Raw genomic sequence first — 26,493 nt, 5'->3', positions numbered from 1 at the left:
AAGAATAATATGAAAAGGTTACAATATATCGGACTATTACTTTCTCTCATATTTATTGGGTGTTCAGATTTAGAAGAAGTACCCGTAGGACAACTTTCTCCTGACGGCTTGATTAATTCCCCCGAAGACGTTCAAACTCTAGTAAATGGTGCCATAGGTAATATGGCTACCGAAGCCTATTGGGGAAGAAAATTATCATTACCTATTATGTTACGGAGTGATATGGTTTCTATAGGCGATCAAGGTACTCCTGGTCGTAGGCAAGATGTTGACCGGTTTTCAATGGCCTCAGATAACGGAATGGTAACCGCTTTATGGCCTAGAGCTTATCAAGTTATTGCAGGTACCAATGAGGCTATTGCAGCGGCAGCTAGGTTAGATTCACCAGCTGAGCAATTAAATCCAGTAGTGGGTCAAGCCTATTTTTTTAGAGCATATACTTACTATCATTTAGTGCGCTTATTTGGTGACATACCTTATTTAGATGCACCTGTAGAAAATATAGATGATGCTAAAACCATCTCTAAGACATCTGCAGACCAAGTTTATGCCAATATTATTGCAGATTTAGAAATGGCCAAAGAAATGTTACCAAACACACAATCTGTTAGAGCGTTACCCAGTAAAGCTACAGCTGCAGCTTTCTTAGCTTCGGTATACTTAACTTTAGGAGAATTTCAAAATTCTTATAATGAAGCAAAATTTATTATCGATGGTGAAGCTGAATTTAATCTTGGCTTAGCGAGTGATTTTCAAGATTTATTTAACCATAGTAAACAGGCCGGTTTAAATGAATTTTTGTTAAGTCTAGATTTTAATGGCTTTAGTGAAGGTAATGATGGAAGAGACTATACCCCTGCACTTACTGGAATTAGAGCAAACGAACGCGGTAATATTGGTGGTGGCTGGTCTGTTGCCGTACCCACGATTAATGTATACAACTCATGGGATGGCCGTGATTATAGAAAAGCGGTAAGCTTGGACACTACGGGTATCTTTGGAGGTGAAGAATTACGCTTCGATAGATTCCCCGAGTTTGATTCAAGAAACATTCAGAGTGCTTATATCGCAAAATATACTCGCGCCATCGGACCCACAGGTACAGGTAATGGTAGAGCCTCTAGTCTTAATTATGCACTTATGCGGTATGCTGAAGTGCTTTTGATTGCGGCAGAAGCATTAAACGAAATAAGCCCCGGTTCAGGTGAGGCTGTTGGGTATATAAATCGCGTAAGAGCAAGAGCAAGAGCGGGTAATGGTTCTGATTTTCCTGCGGATGTAGTTAGTGGACTTTCCCAAGAAGAATTTAGAGATTTAGTACTTGAGGAACGTAAATGGGAACTTGCTTTTGAGTTCAAGCGATGGTATGATATTAAGAGAAGACAACTGGGATCAGAGGTTTTTGGTCCAAATGGCTTAGAACCACAACCCAATTTTGACCCATCAAGAGATTATTTGTTCCCCCTTCCTTTTGATGAGTTAGATCGTAATCCAAACTTAGCACCGAACAATACAGGTTATTAATATTCCCTCAGAAGATGTGGCCTTGAAAAAGGCCACTCTTTTTTACCCTTCAATGTATGACTTCAAAAATTAAGTATTTAGTTTTTGTCCTAACCTTTGCCTCGCTATTTTTAGCCTGCAAGAAAGAGACAAAAGAATCTAAGGAAACCCAAGAGGCAACTATTGATTCCTTATTATCCGTTAGATTCGAACACCTTTTAAAGCATCCTGTTGACTCCCTCAGCTTCCCCAGAAGCTATTCCCTAGAGAAAAAAGAAATCAACAAAGTTCCCTCCAAAGATTGGACCAGTGGTTTTTACCCCGGCAACCTTTGGTTGTTATACCAACTTACAGGTGACGAACGGTTCAAAGAACAAGCAATAAAATGGACTGCATTAATTGAAAAAGAAAAATATAATGACCGGACCCATGACATGGGTTTTAAAGTCTATTGCAGTTTTGGTCAAGGTAACAATGTACAACCCAACCAATCATATGATGACATCATCGTAGAAAGTGCCAAAACCCTTAGCACTCGATTTAATAAAAATGTTGGCAGTCTCCGTTCTTGGGATTTTAATAAGGATATCTGGGAGTTTCCCGTCATTATTGATAACATGATGAATTTGGAATTGCTCTATGAAGCTACTAAAATTTCAGGGGATAGTACCTACCATGACATTGCAGTATCGCATGCCACCACTACCCTTAAAAATCATTTTAGAGATGACCATAGCAGTTACCATGTAGTGGTTTATGATACAATTACTGGCAAAGCCAAAGACAAGGTTACCCATCAAGGTTTTGATGCTAATTCAGCATGGGCTCGCGGTCAGGCTTGGGCAATTTATGGCTATACCATGACCTACAGATATACAAAAAATCCAAAATTTTTGCAGCAAGCCATTGCTACTTTTGACTTCTACCTGAACAATCCTTCTCTAAGAGATGATGGTATACCCTATTGGGACTTTAATGACCCAGAGATTCCTAATGCAGTACGTGATGTTTCTGCTGCGACCATAATAGCATCCGCCTGTTACGAACTACATACCTATACTGACTCTCCAATGTATAAATCCTATGCCAATAAGGTTTTAAACACCCTAAAATCAAAAGAATATATTTTAGAAAAAAGTATAAATGCACCTTTTATATTAAAGCATAGCACAGGTAATTGGCCTAAGAACGACGAAATGGATGAACCTATAGTTTATGGTGACTATTATTTTCTAGAGGCTTTGTTAAGACAGCAAAAAATATAAATAATTTAAGGTCTGTTCTTCTACTACCCTTGGTAGTACAGGATGGATTAAAACCAATCTGACAATATTTTCATCTTTTTTAATAATTACCTCAAATGAGAGCATCAATTATATTTCTAAGTCTACTTTTTCCTATTGTTGGATGTCAAAACAAGGAAAGTACCACCGCGCTTAGAAGCAAAACCAACATTAATGAAGAGTGGTACTATCTTGAAGATAACGCAGAAGGTATTGAGCTCATACAAAATTTAGATTCTTGGGTAAGCATAGATTTGCCCCATACTTGGAACAGTGAAGACCCCACGGATAACAAGGCAGGCTATAGAAGAAGTGGTAGTTGGTATAAAAAAACATTATCATTTGATGGGATTGCTGCAAATACTAGATACAGCCTTTATTTTGAAGGAGCCAATATAACAACTGAAGTCTATGTAAATGGGAAAAAGGCTGGTGGCCATATTGGCGGATATATCGGTTTTGAAATTGATATAACGTCCTATTTGAACAAAGGAAATAATACCATTTTAGTTCGGGTGGACAATGGGTACAATCGTGATGTGATTCCTTCTCAAAAAAGTGATTTCTTTATATATGGGGGAATCACTAGAGATGTCTGGCTTGTAACCAAACCAAAACTGGCTCTCGGCACAGTTAAGGTAACTACTCCGACGGTATCCCACAAAACTGCCGATGTACATCTTGAAATTCCCATCGCTGATTATAATACTACAGCTCCTTTAAATATCAAAGCAGTACTTAAGAATCCTAAAGGAGACGTCGTGGTATCGGCGGAACAAACGGTAAAAGGAGAGACTAGTAAAATGGCATTGACGAATATTGAAGATCCCATGCTTTGGGATATTGACGACCCCAACCTTTACGAAGTGGTCGTATCGCTATTTAAAAATGACCAGTTGCTCGATGAGACAAGTGAAAAAGTGGGCCTACGGTGGTTTGAGTTTAAAAAGAACGGTCCTTTTTACCTCAATGGAAAAAGGGTGCTCTTACGAGGAACTCACCGTCATGAAGAACATGCCGGAGTTGGCGCAGCCATGAGTAATGCACAGCACCGAAAAGATATGGAACAGATTAAGGAAATGGGTGCCAATTTTGTTCGTTTGGCGCACTATCCACAAGACCCTGAAATCTACAAGGCTTGTGATGAGTTGGGTATTCTTGTTTGGGACGAATTACCCTGGTGCCGCGGAGGTTTGGGCGAAGAAATATGGCAAACGAACACCAAAAACATGCTGCGTGAAATTATAGACCAAAACTACAACCACCCTAGTATCATTATTTGGTCTCTGGGAAATGAAATGTACTGGCTGCCCGATTTTGAAAATGGTGATGATATCGATAGAATGAATGCATTTTTGACCGAACTCAACGACATTGCCCATGAAATGGACCCTACACGAAAAACAGCTATCCGTAAATACTATGAGGGCGCAGAAATCGTGGACGTATTTTCACCGTCCATATGGTCAGGCTGGTACTCAGGGAGTTATAAAAGTTACCAAAAAGCTATTGATACCTACAAACCGCAATACGACCATTTTTTACACACTGAATATGGCGGTTCTAGCCACGTAGGCAGGCACACTGAAAACCCTATTACAGGTGAAGGCGTTATTAATTCAGATGGTTGGGAAGAGGCCATTGTACAAACAAAAGTGGCGAACATCGCCCAAATTGGGGATTGGAGCGAAAACTATATCGTGGATCTCTTTGATTGGCATTTACGCATTACCGAACAAGATTCCACTTTTGTAGGCAATGCACAATGGGCTTTCAAGGATTTTGGAACCCCACTACGACCCGAAAACGATATTCCATACATGAACCAAAAAGGATTGGTTGACCGCAATGGTAATCCCAAAGATGCCTATTACGTATTTAAAAGTCATTGGGCCAAAGATCCTTTTGTGTATATCGAATCCAAAACATGGACTGAACGCCAAGGCCCCGCAGGAAAAAAGCGAAACCTTAGCGTATTTAGTAATTGTGATGAAGTAGAACTAATCCATAACGGTATTAATTTGGGTAAAAAGAAAAAGGATATTTCAAAATTTCCAGCATCAGGACTCACTTGGGACATCGACTTTAAGGAAGGAAAAAATGAGTTAATCGCAGTGGGTATCACTAAAGAGGGTATTGTTCAAGACACCTTACTAGTGAACTATCGTTTTCAAAGAAATGACACAGCCAAAGGCCTTGAGCTTTCTTACAAGCTCATGAAAAATGGTAATTATTTAGTTACGGCAACCGCTATAGACAAAGATGGGTTACGCTGCTTGGATTATGAAGACAAGGTATATTTTCAATGCCTTGAAGGCGGAGCAACGCTCAAAAACCAAGGTACCCCCACGGGTAGTGAAATAATAGGTATGGCTAATGGGCGTGCATCTATAGAGATAATTCCCGATAGCACTAAAACAGAATTAACCGTCATGGTACTCAATCAAAATTTTAAGGGTACATATATTATTATACCATAGTTTAGCGCTAATGTATTTTTTAAGATTAATTGTAGGTTTAGTTATTCTGTTAAGTTCTTGCGAAACAAAAAGCTACAGAACCCTAGTTTTTATTGGAAGTTTTACCGAAGGTAAGCCCTCAAACGGCATTCGGGTATATGAATTTGACCAAGCTTCAGGAGAATTAGAATTGCTTTATGAACAATCAAACACCATTAATCCTTCATTTCTAAAAATTTCTGACGATGGGCGCTTTTTATATTCCGTGATGGAAAGTCAGTTGCCCACACATGGCAAGGTTGCCGCTTTTGCGGTGAATGCTATCAATGGAAGCCTATCTTTTTTGGGTTCCCAAGATGCGGGGGGAAGAAATCCTGTTCATTTATCGTTGCATCCCTCTGGGAAACAATTGGTAAACTCCAATTACACGGATGCGGGAATCTCGGTTTTTGCCATAAATGCAAACGGAAGCCTAAACCCTTACCACCAACTTCTCCAATTCAAGGACAGCAGTATCATAAAAGCTAGACAGGATAAGGCACATTTGCATTCCACAAATTTTACACCCGATGGTGAATTTTTATTCGGACACGATTTAGGTGGCGATAAAATCAGGACGTTTAAAGTAACCGACACTGAAGATAACATATCACTCAAAAACTCTGAAAATATAAAAGCAAAACCAGGTAGTGGCCCACGGCATTTCACCTTCCATCCTAATGGAAAATTTGGCTATGGATTGGCAGAATTAAGCGGTAAGGTTACAGCGTACATGTACACAAAAGGCCATTTAAGTTTTATTAAAGATTATTCCTCCTACGCAATTGAACAAGATTTGTATAGAGCGGCCGATATTCACATTTCACCTGATGGTAAATTTTTATACGCCTCTAACCGCGGACCAGAAGAAGATAGTATTAGCATCTTTTCCATTAACCAAGAAACGGGCAAACTCAATTTAGTAGGTCATCAACCTACACATGGCAAACACCCTAGAAATTTTTGTATAGACCCGTCTGGCAAATATGTATTGGTGGCCAATCAGTTCAGTGATAATATAGTTGTATTTAAACGCAATTCAAAAACGGGGACTTTGACCAAGCTTTCCCAAGAAATTCAAATGAATAATCCTTCGAGCTTGCAGATGTTCACCTACGAAGTCCAATAAAATTTCTCTTAAACCATTATCCTTATATTCTATAGCTGCAGTAATACCTATACCACTTTAATACTACAATCAATGGAATTAATCCCTTCTTCAAAATCAATTTGCAACGGTATGGCCTGCATACCCGGAACCATATTGAACACCCTACTCTTTTTGGTCTTCCTAATGACAATCGGAGCATTGGCTGAAACCACCACCTTACCGGCTTCTTTATGCACCTCAATTTCTTGCTTGGATACTTGTACAACTTTTTCGTAATTAGGGGATATTAAGGGTAACACCAAAGAAGCGGCGCCAGAACTCTGGTCCCAATTTTTGGTCATAGCCGTGATTTTTGTGACCTCATCATCAAAACTATACGTGAGATAAAATTGGGCGTTGGCAAGTTGTTTTTGGTCTTTATCAGTGAGCTGTGTTTTTACACTTATCACAGATTTTCCTGAGGCCTGACTTGTTAAAACATCGGCCTTTCGATCATACAAATTGGTAAACCAGCTCCCGCCTTTTTTTACTTCCATTCTTGGGGTTAGGGCGATATCTTCATCGTCAGGCTGGGGTTGCTGATTATACGGTTCCACCAAAAGATATTCCGCCATACTGGCCGTAAACAATGGCCCTACTTTTTCGTGCCAAAGCACGGCAAGCGAACCACCAGTGGCAGCCTGGGATAGTGGTTTTTTAAAGACCACATCATTCGACGAAACCGTTGCCCGCCATGGTCCCGTAGCAACCAACCAAACGTCAAGATCAGAAAAGTGTTTTATACCATAGTTTTTACTTCTAGGTAAATGTGTTTTGGTATTGACTTCTGGAAGTATTTTAGCATTGTCCAAAACAAACGCTAATGATTTGGCGTGGGCAAACGTATGATGCAAACAAGGGGTAACACCATGACTTTTGTAATGTAGCCCACCAGACAACAGACCATCTACGGTACATTGTTGTAAAAGTTCGGTGCTACGGTAGGCAGCTGTACCAAAGGTCGGGTTTCTATCGGCCATCATGGCAAATGCAGGTTGGCACCCATCAGTAGTACGACTGCCCCAGTAACTCCATTTATTCTGGCGCGTACCCCAACTATTGTCCCATGCGCCATCGGGAAGCATGAACTCTAAATGACCCTCCATCGATTTTTGGACTAAGGCCAAAAGTTCTTCATCTTTTATCGCTAAGGCATAAAGTGCAATGCCATTCAGGGTTTCTTCAACATTGTATCCTAAATCAACAGGAAGCAGTCCCTTTTCACTGGGTTCAGTAGCTGGTTTGTTTTCCCCAAAAATGATATGATTGGGTTGGGTTAGCCTTCCTTGGAATTCACTAGCCAGTTGTTCGGCATGCGCCAAATATTCCTGATTATCAAACATTGTTCCCCAGAGATGAAGCCCATAAACCGCACTTATGGGATAGTTGGTATGGCTGTAATCAATGTTGAAATTTTTATGGACAAAGTCAGCAGCCTTTTTCAAACGCTCTGTCCATTGTTGTTTTATTTCAGGAGGTAAAACATGACCATGGTGGTGCAAGGCCTCAGCGAGGGCAATTGCACCAAAAACGGTTATACCCGGCCATGATTTAGGATTAGGAACTACCGTCCAACTACCATCTTCTTTAGATACATTTTCTGACCATTTCATGACTTTAAGAGCCGCATCTAAATATTTTTGTTCTTCTGTGGTATCTGCCATATACAAAAACGGATACACTGCATCCATACACCTTCCGTGAATTCTATTGCAAGCATTGCAAAACAAAGCACCGTGTAATTCTGGATTTTCAGGATTGTTGATTTGGGTTGCGAGCATGGCATCACACCATTCGGTCAACAATTCGGCAGATAAGGTTTTAAAAGGAAGTTCTTCCGCTAGGATTTCGGAGGTATTATTTTTGTTATCCTTACAGGCATGCATGGGAACTAATAGCCCCATACTGGCCATAAGTGAAAGTTGGGTAAAGCTGCGTCTTTCCATGAAATTAGTGTTCGGTTTTACTCTAATGATACCAATTATAACAAGACTCCTGCATTCTGATATCCTGTACCGTACTGCAAACCACCATAGACTTAAAATTTTCTACTTTAGTGAAAGACCTATTCCATATAAAAGACCTCTTCCAGCGCTGTTGAAATAGGAGAGTTATCAGGATTGGTTTCCATGACATCTGCCATGAAGGCCCACCATTTTTGAACGATTGGATTATCGGCCAAGTCTTGAGAACCACCTTCTCCTGACACTTTTTGAAATGCAAATAAGGTATCGGTCTCCTCATCAAAAAAGATGGAATATTCGCTTACACCTGATTCTTTTAAAAGTTTTTTCAATTCTGGCCAAAGTTGATTATGACGTTCGGTATAGGCTCCCTTTTGTCCAGGATTCAATTTCATTTTAAAGGCCACTCTTTTCATAGTATGATGTTTTCGTTGTGATTACGCATAGTTTCGTTTTTTGCGTTTCCGCATTCTATTGGCCTTAGCATCCCCTATGAATTTTTCTTTTTCGGGATTCCATGTCAAAGGCCGACCCAACTCGTAAGCGATATTAGCCGCATTGCAGATAGTTGCAGAACGATGCCCGGTTTCTGCACTGCAGATAGGTTCTTCACGCGTACGAATAGCGTCTAGCCAATTCTGATAATGATTGCCTTGGTCTTGGAACATGGTTTTAGGGTCACCTCCATTGGACATTAGAATTTTCTCAGGTCTGGTTTCTATAAAACTGCGACTCACGTCCAATTCGCCTTCAGCACCTATAAAACGCACCGCCCAACCGCGACCAAAATCTTCATGCACCATTTCAATACCATTTTCATAAAACATGCGTAGTCCCCTTGTGGCTTTTGGGTCTTTTGGTGGAATAAAGGAAACTGGACCTGTTTTGTCCATTCCCAAACACCATTGCGCAATATCAAACATATGGGTACCCCAATCGGCAATACGGCCGCCACCTATTTCTTTGAAATCGCGCCATGCAGGATAGGTTTTTACTACCTCTGGTGCAATGCTCTCATGATAGCTTAACAAAGGAGCGGGGCCACACCAAAGGTTCCAATCTATACCAAGAGGTGTTTCTTGAAATGGCAGGTCGTAACTGCGGTAAGGGTCACCTACATTAACCAACACCTTCTTTATTTCACCTAGCTTTCCTGAGCTTACTAGTTCTTGGGCCTTTTTAAATTTTTCCCAAGAACGTTGCATGCTACCTATTTGTACAATTCTTGCATATTTTTCTTTGGCCTCCACGAACTTTCTTCCATCATCTATGGTATTGGTCATGGGTTTTTCACAGTACACATCTTTACCCGCTTTCATACTATCTATGGCCTGTTTGGCATGCCAATGGTCGGGCGTAGCAATAACTACAGCATCAATATCTTTGCGCTCTAAAAGCTCGGTATAGTCTAGATAGGTAGTTATACCGTTGTAGGCTGATAAATTTCGTTTTTCTGCATAATAGCCTTCTACCAACCGCTTAAACCAGCGTTGTTTGGAGCTCCAAACCTCGGCACCCGCTACAATTTGTGCTTCGGTATGGGTCAAGAACTTGTTCGCCAAAATACCACCCTGTTTTCCCAAACCAATGTAGCCTAGGTTTATTTTGTCGTTGGGCGCGGTAAAACCTCTACCCAAAACATGCCTTGGAACTATAGTAATTAATCCAGTGGCCATGGCCGTATTTCTTATAAAGTTCCGTCTGGAAATACTTTTATTTGTTTGTACCGTTTCTTCTTTGACTTCTTTCATAAGTTTCCGCTTCGTTTCATCTAGTTATCATTCTGCCATACAAGGATATATAAGTTGTTGGATGTCCTCCACATTTTTAAGCTGAGCCAACACATCACAGTAGTCTGAAATACCCATCATACTTCCTGAATTTACAAACATTCTACGTAATCTTTCTATTGCTTTTTCCATACTTCCCAATTGTTCATGCGGCCATATCGTTGTATCATCCAAATAGGGGAATAAAAAATCATATGCCTTTTGTAGGTCGCCATCTTCGGAGGTCGTACCCCACAAGTCTACTCCCATTTTTTTTCCATGATACGCTAATTTCACCAAAGCGGAGAGGTTTAAAATACTGTAACTAAGTGCTTTGGTACGTTTTAGTTCGTGGGGTTGACTGCCATCTGGTTCAATTTGATGTTTTATACGTTGCTCAAAGACAGTGTTTAAGAGCGCTTTTGCCGCTTCATCCTTTTTAAGAAAACGCAAAATTGAAACCACTTGTACGTCATACAAGGAGGCGTGGTTATTCGTCCTTGTTTTTGCAAATTTACCAAACTCGCTATTCTGCAACCAGACTAAATAGTCGTTAAGCCACCCTTGAAGTCCTAAACGCATTTTATCAGGCAGCGCATTTTTTAGTTCCAAGATTTCAATGGCGGTAATGACATGCGCAATACCTGAAAATTCAATGATTCCGAAACCCCGTCCGGTGTTTTTTCCGGGGATGCCTTGGGCGTGCTCAAGATTTGGATTCATACGGGTTGCTTCATCCAAAAACCAAACCTTTAAAAGTTGTTGTACCTTTTTTGCATATTTCTTTTCGCTTGAAAAAAAATAGGCCAAAGACAATACCTGCGCATTAGCAATAAAGCGGTCTTTTGCTGGGTCGTCCACATTATTACCGCGGGTCATCGGATTGACCAAACCATCCTTTCGTATCCATGGTAGGCCATTTTTTTTCTCGGGGTCAGGCCACCAGTAGGGCGCTAAACTAAGGTAATCGTGCTTATCGCCACTGGCCGCTACTTGCTTTTTTTGCATTACAGAAAATGGGCCTTCATCCAAGGCCTTGTCCGCTTCATTTATCAATTTTAGGTAGGCGGGCAGGTAATTGGCATCTTCATTTTGAATGGCTTTTTTGACCTCAACCAACTTTTCATAGTCCAAATTGGTCAATTGTGAATAGCCCTCAACAAAAGTGAGTAGACAAAGGAAAGTGACTAAAAAATATGCAGATTTCCCCCTATTCACTAATCCATTTTTAACAGCTCACTACCTGCCAATAAAAAGGCACCCGTACCATAATTTTGCCAGCTATCTGCCGTTGCTGGTTGCGGGTCCGCCCCAATATCTTGCACCCAGCCTACCATACCATTTTCATGCTGGCAGGCTACTAAGGCGTTCCAGGCTTTTTTAACTGCTGGACCATAAGTAGCTTTGTCAAGTATACCATTGTTTACCCCCCAAGCCAAAGCAAAGGTATAGAAGCCGCTAGCACTGACTTCACCATGGTCCCATGATTCAGGGGAAAGCAAACTTGTTCTCCAAAGACCGTCTTCATGTTGTAGGTCTTTAATTTTAGCGGCCATTTCTTTGTAAAGGTTGATGTAGAAATCACGATGTTCGTAGTCTTTGGGCAAATCGGTCAATACCAATGCTAGACCGCCCAAAACCCATCCGTTTCCACGTGCCCAGAATATTTTTTTACCATTGGGTTCTTTTAAATCTTTATCATTGACGCCCCATTGATAACGGGTATCTCTGGCAAAGAGGTGTTCCTCTTTATCAAACAATAGGTTATAAGTTTCCATGTAATATTTGTGCATCGCATCCAAATATTTTTCTTCTCCCGTTTGTTTGGCATAAAGAGTAAGTACCGGTGGCGCCATAAAAAGCGCATCACACCACCACCATAGTATTTTTTTGAATTCCATTTTATCCGAGCCGTCTCTCCATTTATTAGGTTCGTACAAATGAATGTCCAAAAATTCCTTAGTTGGACCTAGATCCACCAGATTCTGCCTTGTAGAGTTGGCATAGAGGTAAGAATAGGAAATCGCCACATCATCCGCATGATATGTTCGGTAAAGCGGTTTCCATTCATTTCGATACCCCTGAGTTTTAAGCGCAGCCAAAAATATAGGGTTCCTAGTAGATTCATGAGCCTTTGATACACCAACGTAATAGGCACCGTTGGTCCAATCGGTTGGTGCTAGGGCAAAAATAGGATGGGCCTCTTGCCACTCCATAGCACGCACCATTGCGTGTTCAATTTTTTCTTTATCTAAGGTCATTTGTGCCTGTACGCCTAAGCATAGCAAAAACAGGAAGACACTTTTGTATATTGTATTTGGTGTTCGTCTCATTTGTATCGTTTTACTTGTTTGTTCATCTATTTTTCTAATCTAAATCTTGCGGTCAATCCTTCTTTAGAAGAAGTGCCAACTTGTACCGTATAATCACCCGGTTCAAGAATTTTTTCCATTGTTAAACCCGTAAACTCCAACATTTTTGGAGTTATGGTGAAGGTTACAGTTTTGGTCTCACCGGGATTGAGTTCTATTTTCTCAAATCCCTTCAATTCTTTGTCAGGTCGGGTAACAGAGCCTATTTCATCTTTTAGATACAATTGTACCACTTCTTTGGCCTTCATATTTCCAGAGTTAGTTACTTTCACGTTTACCGTAATTTCCGATGTTGGCGTAATCGTTGCAGCTGAAAGCTGTAGGTTATCATAGGTAAAATCACCATAGCTCAAACCATATCCGAAGGGGTACAACGGGCCGTCTTCCAAGAAAAGATAGCCTTTTTTATAATTGATTTCCTTCATGCTGTAATGAAACGGAAATTGCCCAATAGAACGTGGCACGGTGACAGGTAGTTTCCCTGATGGAGAAACTTCTCCAAAGAGTACTTTGGCTATCGCGGTATCGCCCATTTCGCTTAAATCCCATGCATCTAAAATAGCATCAGCTTTCTCAGCCATTATATTTATAGCCAAGGTTCTACGGTGTTTTAAAACGATGATTACTGGTTTGCCCAATGCCTTAATACGCTGGACCAATTCGTCTTGTGGTCCAACAGGTTCTATAGTAGCACGGTCGCCCAAGGCATTATTGAAATAGGCTTCCTTGGCGGTAAATTCATCACCACCCAAAAACAATATGGAAACATCGGCGTCTTTTGCCAGATTTGTCAATTGCTCTAAGGCCTTTTCATCTGTAGGCAACACAACCGGAACGCCTTTGTTTCCGTCCGTGAGTTCAAAACCTTTATCGGCCACAAAAGTGATATCTTCTCCGGCAATAGCTTGAAACGCTTCTTGGGTTTCTTGATTTAATAACGGCCCTAAAAGCGCTATTTTCTTTTTACTTTTTGCTAGCGGAAGGGTATTGGCTTCGTTTTTTAATAGGATGATGGATTCCAAATCGGCTTCTTCTGCCAAAGCCAATGAGGTGGCTGACCGTACCTCTTTTTTAGTTTTTTTGATATCCACATAAGGATTATCAAAAAGGCCCAATCTCATTTTGGTACGAAGCACCCGTCTCACGGAGCGGTCTATCATCTTTTCAATGGTGGGGTCTTTTTTGACCATTTCCGGTAGATAGGCATAAGAATCTTCGGCATATAAATCGATATCAATACCGGCTACCAATCCCATGAGAGCAGCGGCTTCAGGACTTTCAGCAACCTTCATAAAATAATACAGTCGTGCAATGTCGTTTGAGTCGGAAACCACATAGCCATCAAAACCCCATTGGTCTCTTAATACGCCCGTTAACAGTTCTGGATTGCCATGACTTGCTATCCCATTTATATCGCCATGAGATGCCATAATGCCTAACGTTTTTGCTTCTTTTACGGCAGCCTCGAAAGGTGGGTAAATTTCATCAATCAAGGTTCTCGGCGAAATCTCGATGGCTGCAAAGTTAGAACCACCCAATACTTGTCCGTAGCCAGCAAAATGTTTGGCTACGGCACCAATGTGGGTTCCGTTACCCAAACCTTCGTAATCACCCTGAACACCTTTAATAGCATTGAGCACCATCTGGGTCGTCAAATAGGTGTCTTCACCAAACGCTTCCGACATGCGGCCAAAGCGTGGGTCACGAACCAAATCCGCCTCTGGTGAGTGGCACATATGCATACCGCGTAAACGCGCTTCCCTACCCACCACATCCCAAATGCGGTTCACCAGTTCAGGATTAAATGTAGCTGCTGAATTTATGGGGCGACCAAATTTGGTACAACCTGCGGCATCCACTCCGTTGTAGGATTCCGTGACAAAGAGTGCTGGTATACCCCAACGATTACTCTCCATAATGTACTTCTGCAATTCATTATTGAGTTTTGCCGCGGCTAATGGAGAAATATGCTCCCCAGGATTTTTAATGCCCGCAATACCCAGTTTCAATTTTTCAATGACCCTATCGGATAGTTTTAATTTTCCTTTTTCATCAGATTCCACCCCTATATTGGCGTGGAAAATCCGCATTTGTGCCACTTTTTCCTCCAAAGACATTCTGGGCAGCAAATCATTTACCCGTTCTTCTATAGAAAGGGAAGCGTCTTTGTAGGGCATTTTGCCCTTTTGTGCAGTTAAGCCAAAAGTTACAAGGGAAAGAATAATTAAAACTTGGTATTTCAATGGTTTCATATATGTTTGATTTATTTTAACGCTGTGCCTTAAATTCAGTCTTTATTCAAATTTTTAGGGTCTTACAATTTCACTGCGCTCCGCGCTTTCGGCCTCTTCAAAGGTTTTACCTTCAACATACAGCACAAATCGGTCCAAACCGTGAAATTTCGAACGGCCAGAAACTTCCATGGTGTAAACACCCGGTTCATCAAAAGTGACAAAAATATCGTGGGGGTCATTGTCGCTTGTATTGGAACGCCAAAACCATTCCCCTACTCGATTCATATACACCTTAAACCAGCCATCGGCACTGCTTCCTTCAGGATTTGGGGTTTTTCCCGTTCCTCTGGGATACACGATACGTCCATCACACTCTCCGAAAAAATCAGCCGCGTCATTGAATCGCAACCAAGAATCATTGGCCTCGGACTGTGTTTCTCCTTCAGTAATTCTTGACCTCCAAATAAAGCGATAGGTGCCTGGAGTACTTATATTAAGTTTATAAGTCAACATCCCATTACCCGGCATTTGAAAACTATCAGGATTGTTCCACACCAAATAGCCTTCCCCATCAAATCCTTCCAAGGTTGAACCACGTTCCCATTCGATTTCTCCTTCCACGGTTTCAAATTCCACACTTATAATACCATCACGTTCTAAATAAATTATTCTGTCTGGTAAGGATTCGTCATCATCGGACTCTTCTGCCGCTTCTTCAGCACTTTCTTCCTCCATCATTTCTTGCATAGGTTCTTCTGCCGTATTATCTGAGCTACAGGCCTCGAAACAGCAAATGGCCATGCTTAACAATACTAGTTTACCCCACTGATATTTCTTCATAATTTAAATGTTATGGTATACTTACCAGAGCCCAATTTCACCTTATCCAATGATTCATCTTGATAATCTTTCCAAGAGGTGTTGTTAATCTGAATACTGTTTTTATTAATGTCTTTAAAAGGAAATAGAGCCGTTGTATTAAAAGGCACTTCCAATTCCATGGTTACGTTGCCATTCTCATTTACCCACTTATTTTTAATAGTGCCATAAGGCGTAGGAACGGAAACATCTATATGTTCAATTTGAGTAGGAAATTGCGGGGTTACCGTAAACTCTTTATAGCCTGGATTGTTTTTTGAGGACTTAATACCGCCTAAAGATTCATAGAAATAGGCAGCAAAACCAGAATGCATCGGATGATTCAAAGAGTTGGTTGGACCTTCCATTTCTTCCCAAACAAACTGACGCTCTGGCCAAGTAGTAAAGCCTGAATTCATGACGTAGGTCTGACTGGGAAAATCAGGCGTAGTCAATATTTCATGCGCCAAATCGGCTTTTCCGTTAGCAGCCAGAACTGTGTAGATATAGCGATTCCCGTGAATACCGGTTGAATGATGCCCACCTTTGACAACAACAATATCATGTGCCAAACCATTCACAACCTTTTCTAATTCATCCTCTGGAACCATCCCAAATTGCAATGCTTGTACCGTTGCGGTCTGACTGAGGTACCATTTATGTTCGGTTCCTGTAATGGGTTTCAAATATTCAGCATTAAAGGCTTTTTTTAAGGCCTCTTTTTCAAGTTGCATTTGAGCTGCATATTCACTATCCCCATTCATTTCAGCAAACTTTTCCATAATTCCCAAAACATCGTAGAAATAGGCATTGGCCGATATGATGGGGTCGGTTTCCATGGCACTTGGATTTAATCTTCTATCCCATAAGGGGGGACACCAATCGCCCATACCATCTTGCATGATGCCATTTTCACCCTTGAAGTTCAAATAAAAATCGGTGAGGTTCTTCATTTCATTGTAGTATTCCATGATGATAGCATCATCTCCGTAGTAAACATAATTGTACCATGGCAAATACATGGTGGCCACACCCCAATCTATTTTGGCGTATGTGGATGTGCGCTTGCCCGGTGCAATCATGGTAGGTACCTGAAACATAATATCAGGATCATTTGTTCCTGCTGTGGGGCGCATCTGCGTTCGAATATCCTCCATGTATTTTTTATAGAAATCATACATGTCGTAATTGTAAAGCGCGTACTCGGCAAAGGCGTGGGCATCCCCCAACCAACCGCATTTTTCGCGATGCGGACAATCCTCGGGTATACCATGCAGATTATCTTGAATGGTCCATTTGCTGATGCTATGCATTTTGTTGAACAGTTCTTCAGAAGAATTAAAACTTCCTGTTTCTTCAACATCCGTTGCTACTAAAACAGCTTTAATCATTTCTGCATCGGGTTGCTTAGAAACTCCTTTGACTTTGGCATATCGAAAGCCATGGTAACTAAATTTGGGTTCCCATGATTCCTTGTCATTGCCCTTACAGACATACTTATATATTTGAGGCATGCCATTAGCACCACCTCCTGTTGAACCTTGAAAAATATCGCTGCCATCGGTAAGCAAAGCTTCGGTGGTTGTTACTTCTATCAATTGACCCTCTTTTTCAGAAACGTTCAGTTTTACCCATCCGGCAATATTTTGGCCAAAATCAACTATCCATTCGCCATCAGCTCCCTTAAATACTTTTTGAGGCTCAAATTCTTGTAATTTTTTAATTGGTGAAATTTGCTGTGCGCTCAATTTGCCCACTACTGGAGTGACCTCTTTGGGTCGTCCCCATGAGGCATCGTCATAACCTACCGTGTTCCATCCATTGATTTCGTATCGGGCATCATAGGTGTCACCCCCATAAATATTGTTGAATACAATGGGTCCAGTGGATTCTTTCCAACTTGCATCGGTAACAATATTTTCTTTGGAACCATCGGCATAGGTAACCTTAATCATAAGCTTTACCGTTGGCGGGCCATAGGCCAAATCGCGTTCAGATTCTGGGTCGTTTTTCCAAGAAATGTTTTGCCCGTAAAAACCGTTCCCCATGATAATGCCAAATGCATTTTCACCTGACTTGACCTCGTCAGTAATATCATATTTTACGTAGTATGCTTGTTTGTCGTAATTCGAGGGTGCGGGGTCCAACACGTGGTCTCCTACTTTCTCTCCATTTAGGTATAGTTCATAATATCCCAAACCGCAGATATAGGCTTCTGCATTTTCTACATCTTTCTGTAGGTCCACTTCCTTTCTAAAATAACTTGCCGCAAACCCTGCTACGGGAGTTGACTTATCCATTTTACCGGTTTTGTAATCGCGGAATCGATACTGAGATGTTCTGGTATCTTTATTCAATGTGATCCATTTGGCATTGCCCCATTGGCTCTCGTCCATTAAGCCCATGGTAAACTGTTGTACTTCAGACCAATCGGAAGGTCTACCATTCTCATCCCAAATCTTGACTTTCCAATAATAGGTTTGCGTGGGTTGTAAGGCGGAGCCCTGATAATCCACAAAGGTGGACGATGTACTTTCTACTTTATTAGAATTCCAGCTGTCCGCTTCGCTTTCATTCAATAGTTCCTCAGACGTGGCCACCAAAATATGATAGGCCGTTTGCGAGCGATTGAACCCATCGACATTGACCACCCATGAGAATTGTGGTTTTTTGTTTTCGATGGCCAACGGATTTTCCTTATGGTCTGTGGTAACTTTTACAAAAGAAAGAGCATTGGTTTCTTCTTTGCTTTCACAGCCAGCCAACACCATCATAACCAAAAAGGTCAGAAGCATTTTAAGGACAAAAACAAGTCTATTTTTCGTTGTATCAATCATTGGTTGTATGAGATGGTTTTTGAAAAGTTTATAGTCACCGGACCCAATACTCCCGAAGGCATTAAGGGGTCATCTTTTTTGTAAAAAGGTGCGGTGGTAAATGTGGTTCGTTCTCCTTTGGGCCGTGGTTCATTATTGGTGTACCATTCAGGCATGGTCAAATCTGTTGCACGATGTGGTCCCAATTGATACCCACCATCATTGGCAGGATAACGTTCGTCACCAATCAATCGATTGCTCCACTGATTTGTCACCAGAAGTTCAATGGTATTCACCTCTTCTTTGACAAATTCAGTAATGTTCAATGTAAAAGGAGGCATCCATGATACGGCTACTTTTTCACCATTGATTAGAACCTCAGCAACGATATAAACTGTGCCCAAATCCAATGAAATATTCATGTTATTGGCAACTTGTTCTTTAGAGAGCTCAAATTGCTTTTGGTAGCTAGCCGTACCACTATAATAGTTAATGGAATCCAATGGATGTTTGCTCCAATCTACCAAGGAGTCAAAGTCAACAGTACCATCATAACCATGTTTTTTTAGAAAGGTTACTTTCCATTGGTCTGAAATATCCAGAGCCTTAGGAATATCGGTTACCGAAAAATTCCATGCCTTCCCCGTGGATAAAGCAACTTTGTACCTTCCGGCAGTTGCAGTGGTAGCTACTGGACTATTTTCTTCTGACAAAGAAAAGGAGAGATTATCGGTAGGACTTTCGATTGCCACTGTATTTTTTGATGCTTCTCGAAATACCACAAAAACCGATTCGCCAACTTCTAAGGAAATGTTGGTAATCGTACTTTCGTTGTAGCTTTTGAATTGGGCCAGTTTGGTAATCTCACCCGTCATCGGGTTCCATAATTCAGGAATTTTATGATCCACCCGAAAAGAAGTTTGAAACGTTTTGGCGATGCTATCCGCATTAAAAAAGAAGTAGATATCCTCATTGACCGTTTTTCGATGTGCATAGTCCACTGCATCCCCATCTAAAATATCCATATCAGGTGTCAGTTGGGCACGTTCCATCACTTTTTTCCAATCGTTGGTTTCGCCTATTAAGGGTAAGAGCTCCCCTAGCACATTTTTAAATTCGACCAATGCTTCCTTCGATGGATGGTAACCGGATAATTGCATTGGTTTTTGACCCACAATGGTTATACCCGCTTTTGCAATTTCTAAGAGTCGCTTTGCGGTTTTTAGGGAGAGTGTTTCGGTGTTTTTTAGAACTAATATCCTGTAATTTGTGCCCTCTGGAAGTTTTAGTTTATTCCCTTCAATCCGTAAACGGTTCAATAACACATCAGTATTGACATTATCAAAATTTAACTGCTTAGGAATAGCAGGTTTAAAATCGTTCCGATAATAAGAAGAGTTTGGAGTACCCTCACCAATATAAACCAACAGGTCTGCAACAGGAACCCCTTGGCGTAGCAAATGAGAGCCTCTGGCAATATAATCAAACCAAGCGGCCCCTGCATTTTTCCACCAAGTTTGGGTTCGGTCAAAATGAAATCCCCAACGGTTCATGGTCATGCCCGGTTCTGCATGAATATTGGCTTGATGCGCAAAACGGTGAAACATAAACTCATTGATACCGTATGTCCACGCCAAGTCTCCTGATGTTTTTGCCATGGCCGGGTGTCCTTTCCAATTGATTTGCGGTGTAGAGGTGAACGATTCCGCCGATATGACGGGCTTGCCATAAATATGTGCTGATGAAACCGCTGAAGCTGTTTGGGTAATAGGTCTACTCATCCAAAATTCCCCCATCGGAATATCGGTGACTCCGCCCACATCCAAATCATTTAAAGGTCCAAAACCATAAGGTTCAATATAACTCTGAATACCATCGGCATTGCAGAGTTCGGTGAAATGTTGAAAGTAGTTTTTGGTCATTAAATTGGTAATGACGTCCCTATAGTCATAAAGCACGGCTTCCGAAGCTTCTGCACTTTGCACAAAACGTCCTGTCACCAAGGGTAACATTTTAATAAGGTCATACCCTTTTTCGCTTTGAAAAATACTGTCGATTCCTTCCGTCCAGTTCTGCCCGCCCATCTCATAGCTGTCAATTTCGGCATACTGTAATGCATTTGGGGCTATTTCTTTTGTGTTTTGAACGACTTGGCCCACAAAAGCATCATAGTGTTTTTTAAAAGCGGGTCGACTCAACTTATCCACTTCCAGTCCACGACCTTCATCCGAGGCCGGATTGTTGAATGCCCCTGTGGAAGTATATCCAAAACGAAGAATAGTCCAGTCACCTTCTGGAAGTTCTGTTTTTAAAACTCCATCAGCATTCATAAATTCACTCAAATCTTTTATGCCTTCCTTGGCAATAATCATATTTTGGGTAGGATTACCAATAGGTGCTAAAGCATGGTCTTCCGTTCTAGCGATGGAGGTTCTCCCCAGCGGATTATTGAGGTAATAGGTACTTGTCAATTCTACCTCCTTAAGCGTGGTAGTTTGATTGAACTGCAAGCGAAAAATCTTTGAGGTAATGCCTTCGAAATGGTCGTTGATGGCCCATTCGCCTTTACCGGTACGGACTTTGAACAGTTCGCGTTCGTTCTTGAAGGTAATGCCATCTTCACTGGTCTGCAGTATCGCCGTTGCTCGTCTGTCATTGAAAACTGCTTTTACGGAGCGTATGGTTTTGTCTTGGTTATAATTGAACTGCAACCAAGGATTGGTATTCTTTAGTTTGTTTAGTTTGGATTCGGCATCTACCTTGCCATCGGTAATCAATTGAATATCTGTCGTTTTATCTGAAGCTTTTACAGTAGGGCGGTTTTTGGCATCATCCAATTCACCTTCTAAACTTGGGTAAGCCAGCACTGCAATATCCTTGTAAAAATTTTCCCTTTTTGTTGGAACCGGTAATTGTATCGTCACTTCACCCCCTGAAACCAGTGATTCACTCCAAACCACCATTTTCATCGATTCTTCTGGCGTTACCCACGGCCCACCACTGGAGGACCAACCATCACAATTATGAACACCAAAGCTTAACCCCAATCGTTCTGCTTCCTTTGCAGCATGGGCTATCATTTCGTGATGTTCATCGGAGTTGTAAATAATAGGTCCGTTGGGAATACCCTGGGTAACATTAAAAAGTAAAAAGCCACCGATACCCACTTCGGCCATAGCTTCTAAATCTTTAGTGATACCAGCTTTGGACATATTGCCACTCATTGCATGCATCCACGTTCTGGGTTGTGCTTCTTTTGGTGGGTTTTTAAATGCTAATTCTAAGTCTTGATTAGACATGTTGTCTCCAACACAAGAGATTAAAAGAAAAAAAAATAAACAACTTATACCAAAAACAGGGTTTTTCATAAAACAACTGAAAGTGAACTAATGTAATTTAAGGTGTATTAAATTGTATCCTGTACTGTTTGGCAAGGTGCTTTAGTTTTAGCATTAAAAAATTGATTATCTGAATTTTACAGTATATCATTCTATATTTTTTTTAGAATAACTATTTTGAGTCTAGTTTCATTACTTAAACTATCTACTTTTGTATAGATGAACGTTTTAGACCTATGGATTTTTTAAAAAGTATATATAACAGATATAGAAGATTTAAATTAAGCAAGACACCGCAACAAAATCTATTTTATGGCTTTCTTACCTATGTGGTTGCTGGAACGTTATTACTTTCATTACCGTGGTTACAAAAAGAAAGCGCTCCATTTATAGACCACTTGTTTATCGCTACATCAGCAGTTTCAACTACAGGTTTGGTTACGGTAAGTGTTTTTGATACTTATAACCTATTTGGGCAATTTGTGGTTATGATTCTATTTCAACTTGGTGGTATTGGCTATTTAACATTTACCACATTTATGCTTTTATCCACGACAAGAAAAATTACCCATTGGCACCAGAGATTATTAAAAACAGAATTTACTTTACCTATTACTATAAAAATCAATGATTTTTTAAAATCCGTAATACTATTCACCGCTATTATGGAATTAGTAGGTGCCATTCTTTTCTTTATCGCTTTTAAAATCGAAGGTATGGAAACAGGGACAGCTTTGTGGAATGCTATTTTTCATAGCATAAGTGCATTTTGTACTGCTGGTTTTAGTTTATTTAATAGTGGATTTACAGCTTATGTGGATAATGGTCTTGTAAATTTTATTATTGCGTTTTTAGCCATTGCCGGGTCTTTAGGCTTTATCGTAGTTACAGATTTTACTTTGTTATTAAGAAAGAAAGAACATAAGTTAAGTTTTACTACCAAAATTATTATCTACGGTTTCATAGTTCTTTTAGGTTTAGGATATGTGTTCTTTTACTTTTGTGAACCTAGTATTCAAATTCTAGAAGGTTCCTCTAAAGGTTACGCAGCTTTTTTTCAAGCTATGACCGCAATGACTACTGTGGGTTTTAATACCGTGGATTTTGGCACATTTAATCTCTCTATGTTAGTAGTCACGGTTTTTTTAATGTATATCGGCGCGTCTCCTTCCGGTACCGCAGGAGGTATGAAGATAACCACGTTAACTGCCGTATTAGCAATCATTAAAAGTAGATTAAGAGGCAGTGCAAAAATTACTTTTTTGGGCAGAGTAATTCCATTTGAACGACTTTACATAGCTACATCTTCTTTTATATTTTATACTATTTTAGTCTTTCTAGGAACCTTTATATTGACATTTTCCGAATCTTTTGCTTTAGAAGATATTATTTTTGAAGTAGCCTCTGCTCTAGGAACTGTTGGATTAAGTACTGGAGTAACTGGAGACTTAACAAACATCGGTAAAGTTACCATCATAGCGCTTATGTTTATTGGTAGACTTGGTGTACTCACTTTTGGTTTGGCCATTTGGATGAAGTCTAAAAATAATGAGGAGGAGCACATTCTTGAGGATGATATTGCTGTATAGTTAAGTTCTTTAATTAATTAATCAATAAATAATTCATCTATGTAAGGACCACTCTCTCCTGTTGTCTCTAATTTAATAGTATTGGCTCCTGATTTTAAAGTAATTATTGTAGGTGTAAACTTCCATTCTTTATCCCAGCCACCAGTAGGTTTAAATTCAATTTTCCTTACAAATTCGTCATTAACAAACAAATTCATAGGATGTAACTTTTTCTCATTATTATGCATATATCTAAAACGAATGCTGTAATCTCCATTTTCTCCATCATTTTCTTGGTACCAAGTTATTGAGCCTTCACCTTTTTTAAAATCTACAAAACCTGAACCTTTAAATCTATTGGCATCCCTGCTAGAAATAGCGGTTCCTGTTAAAATACCATCTTCAGCAGCAATATTAACACCTCTACCAATCCACATATCAGCAGAATGCTCATCTCCCCAAAACAAGCCCTCGCTTTTTCCAAAACTTTCTTCCATGTGTAAAACAACCTTATCGTTCTGTTTAACGACGGCTTTAACGGTAGTATTATCCTCAATCCTGAAAGGTTTGGTGTAAGGAATTCCACTGAACTCAGGATTTTTTCCGTCAAGGGTATAAAAAATTTGAATTTCTTTAGGCTGTTGATTACCAAATAACCTTAGGTCCTGTACACTTATGGTTATTTCATTGGATTGGTAAAGGGCTTTATCACCTAAAATGGAGGCAATGAACACAGAAGCATTTGTTGCCGCCTGTTTTTCTTCTAAAAAGAGCCTTGTCTTTCCAAAAAACAAAGCTCGATGATTAGCCTTGGTCCTACTGGTAGGGTCGATTGGATTACCATTTTCCATGGAAACCTTGGTAACATCGCCGTTAATAACATAATATACTTTGTTCTCTGCATAAGGAGAGGGATTATCATCTATATCAAACGCCTCAGATGTCACAATATAGCTTGCCCTAAAACCAGCTTCCGCATTTAATTTTTGTAGCGTATTGCGCAATGTACTGGCTTGGCCTGCTGTAGAAAAAGAGGTTCTATTCACTTCCTTTCCATCAGCATAACCAACAGCTTCTATAGTGCCTTCTTCATAGGGGACCAACCACTCACATTGCATTTCGTTCCAAACGGTTCCAGGTGAATCTTTACCCAGGGATTCTCCATTAAGGAAAAGTTCTACCTCATCTGCGTTTGAATATACCCAAACCGGAATTTTGGTTGCTTTTTTCATTCTTGGGTGTGTCCAATGTGGTAACATGTGTATCATGGGTTCCTTGGTCCATTGGCTTCGGTAAAAGTGATATAGGTCTTTTTTAAAACCTGCAACATCCAAGGCACCGCCCATAAAAAGGTTGAAGGGCAGACCGCCATGCACCAGTCCAGCTTCGCCGTAGTAATCAAAGCCTGTCCACCTAAAATGACCGCTGTGCCATGGGGTATCTCGCATAACCTCCCAATATTTTCTTGCAGAAACGCGTACCGTAGCATTATCATAGGAGGAATTGAAACGCTGCTTTCTGTTCTTCCAATCTTTTGGATTTAGCCCTTCATAAAAGAAAATCTCTTTTTCGGTGAGGTTGGGAAGTTCATAGGTACCTGGCAACTCATTATCTCTCCACCAAGTTTGCGTTCTGTAATACCCACGTGTTTGCCATGTATGCGGTGCTTCTGTAGATATAAAAGGCTTATCTAAGGTCTTACTTTCAATAAACAACTTGGTTTCAGAACCTCCGTTTACACCTTGTATATCCATGTCTTCCGGATTACCTGCCCCAGAGGTGAACAGTCTTGTTGAATCCAGTGATTTACCGAATTTTACAAGCTTCGGTGCCACATTGCTGTGGGTCTCGTTGCCCAAACTCCATACAAAAATACTGGGATGGTTACGGTCCCGGGTAATCCATTCCGTCACATCACGCTGCCACCATTCATCAAAGGCTTGTTTGCCGTAGTCTTCGGGCGCTTTTTTATGCCATCCGTCAAAAATTTCATCCATGACCAACAGGCCAATTTCATCACAGATATCGTAAAACATTGGGGGTGTAGGATTGTGCGATGGGCGAATGGCATTGATACCCATATCCTTCAATAGCTGTAATTTCCAACGCAACATGGGCTTGGTCCATGCGCCACCAACTGGGCCGCCCTCCCAGTGTTCGCAAACTCCTTTTAATTTTATGTTTTCACCATTGAGCCAAAAGCCACTCTCAGTTTTCCATTCCACGGTTCTAAATCCGAATTTGGTAGACTTTTCATCAAGTAAACTTCCATTGCGGCTTATGCGGCTAACGAGTGTATAGAGTGTAGGTGTTTCTGGACTCCATAATTTAGGATTGGCCACCGTTAGTTCAGTTTGAACGGTTTTTTGACCGATAGATATCTCTTCAATATTGCTTGCCAATTCGCTTCCATCAGGTGACTTAATGCTATGCTCGACATTTATTTGTCCATCTACGTTCATTAGGGATAGGTCTATCAAGACGGAACCATTGTCGTCATCAATTTTGGGCGTAGTAACAAAAATTCCATTTGGAATGATGTGCGTTGGGTCGACTTCTATCATCCTTACAGGAGCATAAATTCCGCAAGGATGATACCAACGTGCCGAAGGCTCCAAACTATTGTCGACTCTCACTGCGATGCTATTCTTGCCAGCAACTAAATGTGGTGAAATATCATATCGAAAACTGATATAGCCATAAGGTCTTTTGCCCAGAAGCTTACCATTAATCCAAACCTCACTGTTCATGTAAACCCCATCAAATTCCAAGTAATGGATTTTATTTAGCTTATCCTCATTGATTATAAAGTCCTTTCTGTACCAGCCTACGCCCCCATCATGATAACCTCCACCTTGGCCCTGGTCACCTCCTTTACGAACGCCTTTCTCAAATGACCAGTCATGTGGAATATCCAAATTGGTCCAGCCCTCCAGATTTAAGTTTACTTTGGAAAAATCAGAATTATCCTCTAAAATGAAACTCCAATTATCATTAAAACTAGTCTCTATCCGTTGGGCAGAAGTACTGCCTATTGCAAAAAATAGAATGATACAGAAAAGTAAAAAGTGACGCATGTTCTCTTTGATTATAAAACAACTTAAAAACAAACATAGCCTACAGATGGTCAACTTCAATCC

The 26,493-nt window shown here is 40.6% G+C and carries 15 protein-coding genes; 5 read left to right on the top strand and 10 right to left on the bottom strand.

Annotated elements, in window-relative coordinates; genetic code table 11:
- The first annotated feature begins 9 nt into the window (after positions 1–9).
- The 4 genes from HCO57_RS00785 to HCO57_RS00770 all read left to right on the top strand — a co-directional run bounded on the left by HCO57_RS00785 (position 10) and on the right by HCO57_RS00770 (position 6,413).
- Entirely contained in the window at positions 10–1,524 is a 1,515-nt protein-coding gene (locus HCO57_RS00785) for a RagB/SusD family nutrient uptake outer membrane protein (protein WP_167987411.1), read from the top strand.
- Between the two features lie 56 nt (positions 1,525–1,580).
- Positions 1,581–2,768, top strand: coding sequence for a glycoside hydrolase family 88 protein (locus HCO57_RS00780; RefSeq protein ID WP_167987410.1), 1,188 nt, complete (start codon positions 1,581–1,583; stop codon positions 2,766–2,768).
- 95 nt (positions 2,769–2,863) lie between these two features.
- Positions 2,864–5,266 (top strand): glycoside hydrolase family 2 protein, encoded by a 2,403-nt coding sequence (locus HCO57_RS00775; protein ID WP_167987409.1) that lies wholly within the window; start codon positions 2,864–2,866, stop codon positions 5,264–5,266.
- Positions 5,267–5,276: 10 nt separating this feature from the next.
- On the top strand, positions 5,277–6,413 hold the full coding sequence (locus tag HCO57_RS00770) for a lactonase family protein (protein WP_167987408.1): 1,137 nt from the start codon (positions 5,277–5,279) through the stop codon (positions 6,411–6,413).
- A gap of 47 nt (positions 6,414–6,460) precedes the next feature.
- On the opposite strand, the gene HCO57_RS00765 is transcribed toward HCO57_RS00770, so the two are convergent.
- The 9 genes from HCO57_RS00765 to HCO57_RS00725 all read right to left on the bottom strand — a co-directional run bounded on the left by HCO57_RS00765 (position 6,461) and on the right by HCO57_RS00725 (position 21,746).
- The gene (locus HCO57_RS00765) at positions 6,461–8,380 is read right to left on the bottom strand and encodes a hypothetical protein (RefSeq protein ID WP_167987407.1); all 1,920 of its coding nucleotides are present in this window, start codon (positions 8,378–8,380) and stop codon (positions 6,461–6,463) included.
- Between the two features lie 119 nt (positions 8,381–8,499).
- Entirely contained in the window at positions 8,500–8,814 is a 315-nt protein-coding gene (rhaM, locus tag HCO57_RS00760; protein ID WP_167987406.1) for an L-rhamnose mutarotase, read from the bottom strand.
- 21 nt (positions 8,815–8,835) lie between these two features.
- Positions 8,836–10,149 carry a Gfo/Idh/MocA family protein gene (locus HCO57_RS00755; protein WP_167987405.1) on the bottom strand — a complete coding sequence of 438 codons (1,314 nt, stop codon included), beginning with the start codon at positions 10,147–10,149 and terminating at the stop codon, positions 8,836–8,838.
- A gap of 27 nt (positions 10,150–10,176) precedes the next feature.
- Complete coding sequence (locus tag HCO57_RS00750; protein WP_167987404.1) at positions 10,177–11,385, bottom strand: alginate lyase family protein; 1,209 nt, start codon at positions 11,383–11,385, stop codon at positions 10,177–10,179.
- Positions 11,385–12,500: a glycoside hydrolase family 105 protein gene (locus HCO57_RS00745; RefSeq protein WP_209065916.1), complete on the bottom strand. Its 1,116-nt coding sequence runs from the start codon at positions 12,498–12,500 to the stop codon at positions 11,385–11,387. The genes HCO57_RS00750 and HCO57_RS00745 overlap by 1 nt, the downstream gene beginning before the upstream one ends.
- Before the next feature lie 26 nt (positions 12,501–12,526).
- On the bottom strand, positions 12,527–14,791 hold the full coding sequence (locus HCO57_RS00740) for a glycoside hydrolase family 3 N-terminal domain-containing protein (RefSeq protein WP_167987403.1): 2,265 nt from the start codon (positions 14,789–14,791) through the stop codon (positions 12,527–12,529).
- A 54-nt stretch (positions 14,792–14,845) separates the two neighbouring features.
- Positions 14,846–15,613: a hypothetical protein gene (locus HCO57_RS00735; RefSeq protein ID WP_167987402.1), complete on the bottom strand. Its 768-nt coding sequence runs from the start codon at positions 15,611–15,613 to the stop codon at positions 14,846–14,848.
- Entirely contained in the window at positions 15,610–18,426 is a 2,817-nt protein-coding gene (locus tag HCO57_RS00730; protein WP_167988091.1) for an alpha-L-rhamnosidase, read from the bottom strand. Before HCO57_RS00730 ends, HCO57_RS00735 begins: the two co-directional genes overlap by 4 nt.
- Before the next feature lie 38 nt (positions 18,427–18,464).
- Positions 18,465–21,746, bottom strand: a complete 3,282-nt coding sequence (locus tag HCO57_RS00725) for a glycosyl hydrolase (RefSeq protein ID WP_167987401.1) — start codon at positions 21,744–21,746, stop codon at positions 18,465–18,467.
- A 275-nt stretch (positions 21,747–22,021) separates the two neighbouring features.
- On the opposite strand from HCO57_RS00725, the gene HCO57_RS00720 reads away from it, so the two are divergent.
- Positions 22,022–23,374 carry a TrkH family potassium uptake protein gene (locus HCO57_RS00720; RefSeq protein WP_136950743.1) on the top strand — a complete coding sequence of 451 codons (1,353 nt, stop codon included), beginning with the start codon at positions 22,022–22,024 and terminating at the stop codon, positions 23,372–23,374.
- A 17-nt stretch (positions 23,375–23,391) separates the two neighbouring features.
- Here the strand turns inward: HCO57_RS00720 and HCO57_RS00715 are convergent, their stop codons facing one another.
- Positions 23,392–26,430, bottom strand: a complete 3,039-nt coding sequence (locus HCO57_RS00715; RefSeq protein ID WP_209065914.1) for a glycoside hydrolase family 2 TIM barrel-domain containing protein — start codon at positions 26,428–26,430, stop codon at positions 23,392–23,394.
- Positions 26,431–26,493 lie beyond the last annotated feature (63 nt).

This window comes from Croceivirga sp. JEA036 (genome assembly GCF_011882165.1).
Taxonomy (GTDB): Bacteria; Bacteroidota; Bacteroidia; order Flavobacteriales; family Flavobacteriaceae; genus Croceivirga.
The sequence above is the reverse complement of the archived record's forward strand: the minus strand, read 5'-3'. Positions and strand labels throughout refer to the sequence as shown.